Source organism: Blastococcus sp. CT_GayMR20, from assembly GCF_004570345.1.
Genome location: NZ_SPQM01000027.1, coordinates 34,660 through 41,992, shown reverse-complemented (window position 1 = coordinate 41,992; position 7,333 = coordinate 34,660). Strand labels below are relative to the sequence as shown.

The 7,333-nt window shown below is 72.2% G+C and carries 11 protein-coding genes; 2 read left to right on the top strand and 9 right to left on the bottom strand.

Going from position 1 to position 7,333, the window contains the following annotated elements; genetic code table 11:
- From E4P40_RS09180 to E4P40_RS09165, 4 genes are all read right to left on the bottom strand, one after another.
- Nucleotides 1-970: glycine--tRNA ligase (locus E4P40_RS09180; RefSeq protein WP_245160224.1), on the bottom strand; the 970-nt coding region annotated here is incomplete at its 3' end.
- 82 nt (nt 971-1,052) lie between these two features.
- A complete protein-coding gene (locus tag E4P40_RS09175; protein ID WP_245160223.1) occupies nt 1,053-1,406 on the bottom strand; it encodes an HNH endonuclease signature motif containing protein in 354 nt (117 codons plus the stop codon).
- A gap of 59 nt (nt 1,407-1,465) precedes the next feature.
- Complete coding sequence (locus tag E4P40_RS09170; protein WP_167762163.1) at nt 1,466-1,912, bottom strand: hypothetical protein; 447 nt, start codon at nt 1,910-1,912, stop codon at nt 1,466-1,468.
- 60 nt (nt 1,913-1,972) lie between these two features.
- The gene (locus E4P40_RS09165) at nt 1,973-2,278 is read right to left on the bottom strand and encodes an antibiotic biosynthesis monooxygenase (protein WP_245160222.1); all 306 of its coding nucleotides are present in this window, start codon (nt 2,276-2,278) and stop codon (nt 1,973-1,975) included.
- 66 nt (nt 2,279-2,344) lie between these two features.
- Here E4P40_RS09165 and E4P40_RS09160 point away from each other — a divergent pair, with 66 nt between their 5' ends.
- Nucleotides 2,345-2,776 (top strand): Fur family transcriptional regulator, encoded by a 432-nt coding sequence (locus E4P40_RS09160; protein WP_135158362.1) that lies wholly within the window; start codon nt 2,345-2,347, stop codon nt 2,774-2,776.
- Nucleotides 2,777-2,786: 10 nt separating this feature from the next.
- On the opposite strand, the gene E4P40_RS09155 is transcribed toward E4P40_RS09160, so the two are convergent.
- The 4 genes from E4P40_RS09155 to era form a co-directional block, all read right to left on the bottom strand.
- The gene (locus E4P40_RS09155; RefSeq protein WP_135158361.1) at nt 2,787-3,581 is read right to left on the bottom strand and encodes a hypothetical protein; all 795 of its coding nucleotides are present in this window, start codon (nt 3,579-3,581) and stop codon (nt 2,787-2,789) included.
- 105 nt (nt 3,582-3,686) lie between these two features.
- Nucleotides 3,687-4,451 (bottom strand): isoprenyl transferase, encoded by a 765-nt coding sequence (locus E4P40_RS09150; protein WP_135158360.1) that lies wholly within the window; start codon nt 4,449-4,451, stop codon nt 3,687-3,689.
- A gap of 103 nt (nt 4,452-4,554) precedes the next feature.
- Nucleotides 4,555-5,301 (bottom strand): DNA repair protein RecO, encoded by a 747-nt coding sequence (recO, locus tag E4P40_RS09145; RefSeq protein ID WP_135158359.1) that lies wholly within the window; start codon nt 5,299-5,301, stop codon nt 4,555-4,557.
- Nucleotides 5,301-6,221: a GTPase Era gene (era, locus tag E4P40_RS09140; protein WP_135158358.1), complete on the bottom strand. Its 921-nt coding sequence runs from the start codon at nt 6,219-6,221 to the stop codon at nt 5,301-5,303. The genes recO and era overlap by 1 nt, the downstream gene beginning before the upstream one ends.
- Nucleotides 6,222-6,290: 69 nt before the next feature.
- Between era and E4P40_RS09135 the strand changes: the two genes are divergently transcribed.
- Nucleotides 6,291-6,881 (top strand): hypothetical protein, encoded by a 591-nt coding sequence (locus tag E4P40_RS09135; RefSeq protein ID WP_135158357.1) that lies wholly within the window; start codon nt 6,291-6,293, stop codon nt 6,879-6,881.
- A gap of 113 nt (nt 6,882-6,994) precedes the next feature.
- On the opposite strand, the gene E4P40_RS09130 is transcribed toward E4P40_RS09135, so the two are convergent.
- On the bottom strand, nt 6,995-7,327 hold the full coding sequence (locus tag E4P40_RS09130) for a cytidine deaminase (RefSeq protein WP_135158356.1): 333 nt from the start codon (nt 7,325-7,327) through the stop codon (nt 6,995-6,997).
- Nucleotides 7,328-7,333 lie beyond the last annotated feature (6 nt).

Genomic DNA, 7,333 nt, shown 5'->3' with positions numbered 1-7,333 from the left:
GCGTCCAGCGGGTGTTGGTCGCCTGGTCGAAGTACGACAGGTCCGTGCCCGAGTGCTCGGAGTGCGTCGACAGGTCGAAGTCGGTGCGGTTGGCGATGCCCTCGAGCTCGCCCCACTCCGAGCCCTGGAAGCCGAAGCGGTACTCGATGTCGACGGTTCGCTTCGAGTAGTGCGACAGCTTCTCCTTCGGGTGCTCGAAGTGCCGCAGGTTCTCCCGGTCGATGCCGAGGTCGGTGTACCAGGACGTCCTCTGGTCGATCCAGTACTGGTGCCATTCCTCGTCGGTGCCGGGCTCGACGAAGAACTCCATCTCCATCTGCTCGAACTCGCGCGTGCGGAAGATGAAGTTGCCCGGCGTGATCTCGTTGCGGAACGACTTGCCGATCTGGCCGATGCCGAACGGCGGCTTCTTCCGCGCCGCACCCATGACGTTGGCGAAGTTCACGAAGATGCCCTGGGCGGTCTCGGGCCGCAGGTAGTGCAGACCCGACTCGTCCTCGACCGGGCCGAGATAGGTCTTCAGCATCATGTTGAAGTCGCGCGGCTCGGTCCACGCGCCCTTCGTGCCGCAGTTCGGGCAGGAGATGTCGGCCAGGCCGTTCTCCGGCGGCCGGCCCTTCCGCGCCTCGAACTCCTCCTCGAGGTGGTCGGCCCGGAAGCGCTTGTGGCAGCTCTGGCACTCCGTCAGCGGGTCGGTGAAGACCCCCACGTGCCCGGAGGCCACCCAGGTCTGGCGCGGCAGGATGACCGAGGAGTCCAGGCCGACGATGTCGTCCCGGCTCTGGACGACGGTGCGCCACCACTGCTTCTTGATGTTGTCCTTGAGCTCGACGCCGAGCGGCCCGTAGTCCCAGGCGGAGCGCGTACCGCCGTAGATCTCGCCGGACGGGAAGACGAACCCCCGGCGCTTGCAGAGGTTCACCACCTTGTCGAGGCGGGCGGGGTCGTGCTTGGCGGTGCTGTCGCTCACGGCGAGGGGCTCCATCCGGCTGGCGGTCGGCGGTCGAGGAGCCCACGGTAGTTGGCCTCGGCCGCGCGCCGGCCGGGCGGGCTCAGCCGGTGAGGAACCGATCGGCGAGCGCCGCCCTGATCTCGGCGTGCCGCACCAGGAAGGCGCGTTCGTCGAGCCGCTTGCGCCGCAGCCAGCCGGTCACCTCGTCGTTGCACTTGCTGGCGTTGCAGGAGCCGCAGGCCGGCGCGATGTTGTCGAGCGTGTACCGGCCGCCCCGGGAGATGGGGAGCACGCAGTCCCGCTGCAGCGGTGTGCCGGTCGCGCCGCAGTACGCGCAGCCACCCCAGGCCGATCGGAGCGCCGTCCACTGCTCAGAGCTGAGGTCGTGCTCGACCCGCTCCATCCGGCGCTTGCGCTTCCGAGCGCTCCTGGACCTCCGGGTTCCGCTGACCACGGCGGCAGCGTATGGCTGTCGCCGTGCGATCCGGCCGGGGCACGCGGACGGGCGACGGCTCAGCTGCGCAGCAGCAGGACGAGGGCGATGCCGGCTCCGGCGATGATCAGGATCGGCACGATGGTGAGGACGAACCAGGGCCACCGGCGCGGTGCCCGGCCGACGTGCACCGGGTCGACCGGCCGCCGGCCCATCTCCGGGGCGCTGAACGCCAGCGTCCGCTCGGGCGGCCGGACACGCAGGCGGGGCGAGCCCACCTTGTCCGTGGGCTGGTCGGGCAGCCGCGGGTCCTCCCCGGGAACGGCCCGCAGCGTCGGTGCGTCCGCAGCGGTCGCCCCGGCCGTCGGCGGGGCGGCGTCGGACGGCGCCGGCACGTCGGGACGCGGCGCCAGGTCCGCCCACTCCCTCGGCAGCGCCGGCGGCGGCCGGTCCGGCAGTGGCGGAAGCGTGATGTCACGTGTCCGGTCGTCGTGCAGGCGCGGGTCGTCCTGCGGACGATCGCTCATCTGTTCTCCTCCGGGCAGCGACTTCGGACAGCGGTGCAGGGGTGCCCGCCCGAGCCCGACCTACGCGTCGCGAGCGCCGAAAGCGACGTCCTCCTGCGGCAGGTAGACGCTCGGCTCGTCGACGGCGTGCACCCAGACGGGGGCGCCGGTGATCTTCACCTCGGCCGCGGAGAGGGCGCGGCGGTAGGAGCCGACGCCGTCCCAGCGGGTGATCAAGGCCCACAGTCCGGGGTCGTCGGCGGAGCGACCGAGCTCGCCGTCCCGGAATCCGGGTCGGGCGGCGAGGGCGGCCAGCAGCGGCGCCACGGCCGCGGCGAGCGCCTCGCCGTCCTCCCCCTGCGCCCGTAGGCGCGTCACTGCGAACACTGGGACCTCCCGGCGCGACCGACGACGTCCGCAGACGTTGCCATGCCGACCTGGGACCATGGAGGCATGGTCCGCATCACCCGCCAGCGCGCCGCCGTCCGTGCTGTGTTCCAGGACCTGGACGGTTTCCAGAGCGCGCAGGACGTGCACGCCCGGCTGCGCGACTCCGGCGATCCGATCGGGCTGTCCACGGTCTACCGGGCGGTCCAGTCGCTGGCCGACGACGGCGAGCTCGACTCGATCCGCACCGACACCGGCGAGGCGCTGTACCGGCGGTGCAGCCCGGCGCACCACCACCACCTCGTCTGCCGCGAGTGCGGGCTCACCGTCGAGGTGGCCGGCCCGGCGGTGGAGCGGTGGGCCGACCGGGTGGCCGACGAGCACGGCTTCGCCGACGTCAGTCACACCCTGGAGATCTTCGGCACCTGTGCCGGCTGCCGCGGCACGGTCCATTCGACGGATCAGGCGGACGTGCCGCCGGAGCGCACGTCCGCCTGACCGGGTCGGCTCAGAAGAAGTCGCAGACCGTCAGGTCCGGACCGACGTAGACCAGCAGCGTGAAGGTGTTGCCGTCGTCCAGATGCAGCGTGAACGAGGCCATGTCCTGGTTCGAGGCCTCCTGGTAGGTGACGCTGTCGAACGTCCCCTCGGTGAAGCCGACGCCGCCCAGGGTGTCCTCGTAGAAGTAGGTGGCCAGCTCCCAGGCGGGGTCCTCGGTGCCACCGACCGACGCAGCCGCGGCCGCATCCTGCACCTCGGCGCAGGACATGTCGTAGGCGTCCTGGAAGTTGCCGTCGGCCAGCGCCTGGACCCAGGCGAGGGCGACGTCACCGGAACCCTCGAACTGGCCGCCGCCGTCGTCCTCGGGCACGACGACCTGGGCGCCACCGGGCAGATCGCCGTGGGCGGAGTCGTGGCTGTTGTCCGCCGATTCCGAGGTGGCCGGTGACGACGAGCTGGAGGACGTCGAGGTGGCGGCCTGGTTGTCGGCCGGGCGCTCGTCGTCCTTGCCGGTCAGCAGGAACACGAGCGCCACACCGACCCCGGAGACGAGCACCGCGACCCCGACGATGATCCAGGGCAGCAGGCCCTTCTTCTTCTCCGGCGGCTGAGGCGGCCGGCCGTAGCCGCCGGGCGGGTAGCCGCCGGGCCCCTGCGGAGGCGGTCCGTAGGCGGGCGGCGGGCCGTACGGAGCGGGCCGGCCGTACGGACCGGGCTGGCTCTGCGGCGGGTACGGGTTGCTCGGGCGGTGGGGCTCGGCGGGCTGGCCGTAGGGACCGTACGGACCGGGGGGCTGGCTCATGACTCTCGGACTTCCTCGGAGGGCATCGTCGGGCCGTGCCGGCCCGGGCTGACGGCAACGTAGTGAGGAGGAGGCCTTCTGCCTACCGGATACGGCGCGGCCCGTTCAGGCGCTGCCGAAGCGCCGCTGCCGCGATGCGTACTCCTCGCACGCCGCCCACAGGTGCCGGCGGTCGAAGTCGGGCCAGAGCGTGTCGAGGAAGACGAACTCGGCGTAGGCCGACTGCCACAGCAGGAAGTTGCTGGTGCGGTGCTCCCCAGAACTCCGCACGAACAGGTCGACGTCGGCCATGTCCGGCTCGTCGAGGAACCGCGCGACGGTGGACTCGTCGATCTTGTCGGGATTCAGCCGGCCGGCCGCCACCTCGCGGCCGATGGCCGCGGCGGCGTCGGCGATCTCGGCCCGGCCGCCGTAGTTCACGCACATGGTCAGCGTGAGGACGTCGTTGTCGCGGGTCAGCTCCTCGGCGATCTCGAGCTCCTTGATCACCGACCGCCACAGCCGGGGACGACGACCCGCCCACCGCACCCGCACCCCCAGCTCGTGCATCTCGTCGCGCCGCCGGCGGATGACGTCGCGGTTGAAGCCCATCAGGAAGCGGACCTCGTCGGGGCTGCGCCGCCAGTTCTCCGTGGAGAACGCGTAGGCGCTGATCGCCCCGATGCCGAGCTCGATGGCTCCCTCGACGCAGTCGAACAGCGAGGACTCCCCCGCCTCGTGCCCGGCGGTGCGGGGCAGGCCGCGCGACTTCGCCCAGCGGCCGTTGCCGTCCATGACGATCGCGACGTGCTTCGGCACCTTGTCGGCGGGGATCCGCGGCGGGCGGGCGCCGGACGGGTGGGGGTTCGGCGCCTTGACCTCCCGCCTCACGAACGGCTCCCGGGGCGGATCCGCGCCGAGATGCGCACGGCGGCGGTATCAGCGGCCCCGATGACCGCCGGGATGCGCATCCCGGCGTGAACCAGCGACGGGATCACGAGCGGTCCACCAGGGCCAGCGATCGCAGTCCGCGCTCCAGGTGCCACTGCAGCAGCGCCGCCACCAGCCCGCTCGCCTCCCGGCGGTTGGTGCCCTGGCTCGCCTCGGCGAGGTCCCACTCACCGGTCAGCAGGGCGTCGAGCAACTCGATGGTGACCGGGTTCGGCATCGCCGACCCGGTGGGGCGGCAGGCGGGGCAGACGCTGCCACCGGCCGGCACCGAGAAGTGCCGGTGCGGCCCGGGCTCGGCGCAGCGTGCGCAGTCCGACAGCGCCGGCTCCCAGCCGGCCACCGACATGGCCCGCAACAGGAAGGCGTCGAGCACGAGCCCCGCCGGATGGGTGCGGTCGGCCAGGGACCGGAGCGCGCCGACGACCAGGAGGAACAGCCGCAGCGACGGCTCCTTCTCCTCCGACGTCAGCCGGTCGGCGGTCTCGAGGACCGCGGTGCCGGCGGTGTAGGCCGGGTAGTCGTCGACGACGTCGTTGCCGTAGGACCGGATCGACTCCGCCTGGTTGACGATGTCGAGGTTGCGGCCGGTGTAGAGCTGCAGGTCGACGTGGCTGAACGGTTCGAGCCGCGAGCCGAACTTGCTCTTCGTCCGGCGCACGCCCTTGGCGACCGCGCGCACCTTGCCGTGCCGCCGGGTGAGCACGGTGATGATGCGGTCGGCCTCGCCCAGCTTCTGGGTGCGCAGGACGATGCCCTCGTCCCGGTACAGCGACTTGGGCGTGAGGCTCATCAGTAGCCCAGCCGGTTGAGCTTCTTCGGGTCGTCCTGCCACTCGCCGAGCACCGTGACGTGCAGCTCCAGGTGCACGCGTGCACCGAGCAGCGTCTCCATGCCGACCCGCGCCTCGCTGCCGATGGCCTTGATGATCTGCCCGCCCTTGCCCAGCAGCATCGGCTTCTGGCTCTGCCGCTCGACGTGCAGCAGCGCGTGCACCTCGACGAGCTCGCCCCCGCCGCGCTTGGAGTCCGGGCGGCGGATCATCTCCTCGATGGTGACCGCGAGGGAGTGCGGAACCTCCTGGCGCACCTTCTCCAGCGCCGCCTCGCGGATCAGCTCCGCGATCTGGCGCTCGGTGTCCTCGTCGGTGGTCTGCTCCTCCGGGTACAGCGGCGGGCCCTCGGGCAGGAGCTTGATCAGCAGGTCCTCGAGCAGCTCGACCTGGTCGCCGCTGACCGCGCTCACCGGCACCACCTCGGCGGCTCCCTCGATCAGCTTGCTCACGGCGACCAGCTGCTCGAAGACCTGCTTCTTCGAGGCGGCGTCGGTCTTGGTGACGACGACGACGATCGGCGCCTTCACCTCCCGCAACTGCCGGGCGATGAACGCGTCGCCCGTGCCGACCGGCTGGTCGGCCGGGATGCAGAACACGATCACGTCGACGTCGGAGAGCGTGTCCCGGACGACGTCGTTGAGCCGCTTGCCCAGCAGGCTCTTCGGCTTGTGCAGGCCGGGGGTGTCGACGAGGACGATCTGGCCCGACGGCTTGTGCACCACCCCACGGATCGCGTGCCGCGTGGTCTGGGGGCGGTTGCTGACGATGCCGACCTTCTCGCCGACCAGGGCGTTGGTCAGCGTCGTCTTGCCGGCGTTGGGGCGGCCCACCAGCGCGACGAAGCCGCTGCGGTGCGGCGACTGCTCGGGGAGGCTCACGCCGCCAGTCTCCCACCGGGTGCCGACGTCGCCCGCCACCACTCGCGAAGCGGCTGGGATGATCGGGACATGGCGCGGCATCCGGGACTCGCAGGGCGTGCGGCCAAGGAGCGCACCCTGCACCAGCAGCAGCTCCGCGGCTACGCCTTCCTGGCCGGCCACGGTCCCCGCCGCTCCGCCACTCCCGTGCCGGCACCGTTGCGGTACTGGCAGTACGACCCGCCGCGCCCGACGCCGATCGCCGTCGTCGTCGTCATCGTCGGGCTCTGGCTAGGGGCCTTCGCATGGGGCGGCGGCTGGACGGCCGTGGTCGACGAGGCGCCCCTCGCGCTCGGCCTCGGGCTCCTCGTGCTGCTGTTCAACATCGGCCGCTTCACCGTGACCGACCACGGCCTGTCCGCCGACGTACCGGCGACGCGTACCCGGACGTCAGCCATCGTCCCGCTCGCGTTCGTCCGCGAGGTGCAGGTGGGCGACGTCCCGGCGGACTGGCCCCGGCCCGCACGACGCGGTGGATGGCTGCCGGGTCGCAGGCGGGTCGCCGTCCGGCACCTGGCCGACGACGCCGTGACCGAGCTGGCGTTCACCCGCTGGATCCGCGACCCCGCGGCTTTCGCGGCCGCGCTCGACACTCCCCTCCATCGGCAGTCGCGGAGCTAGCTCCCCCGCTGTACGCGGCCTCGACAGGGCGCCTCGGGCGCCACGGCGTCGATGCAGCGGCTGTAGCGAGCTGCTCAGCACTCAGGGCCGAGGGCGGGGCCCGGTGATGGTGATCAGGCCGAGGTCCGCAGGGCTCCGTCGGGGCCGGCGAGGTGCACGGGGGCGGACGGCGTGAGGTCGTGGACGGCAGCGAGGCCCTCCTGCTCCACCGCGTCGGCGGCCGAGACGATCGCGGCGGCCTCCAGCCCCTCGACCCCGCTGGAGACGGCGGCGGCGACCGCTGCCTGCAGAGCGGAGAGTTTCAGTGACGGCAGCGAGACCGTGGCCGCGACGTACGTGCGGCCGTCGGTGTCCCGCACCGCCGCCCCCTCCGGCGCACCGGTGCGGCCACGGGCCGAGCGGGCGAGGGTGATGAGCTTGGCGTCCTCGGGCTGGAGTTCAGACACGGGACG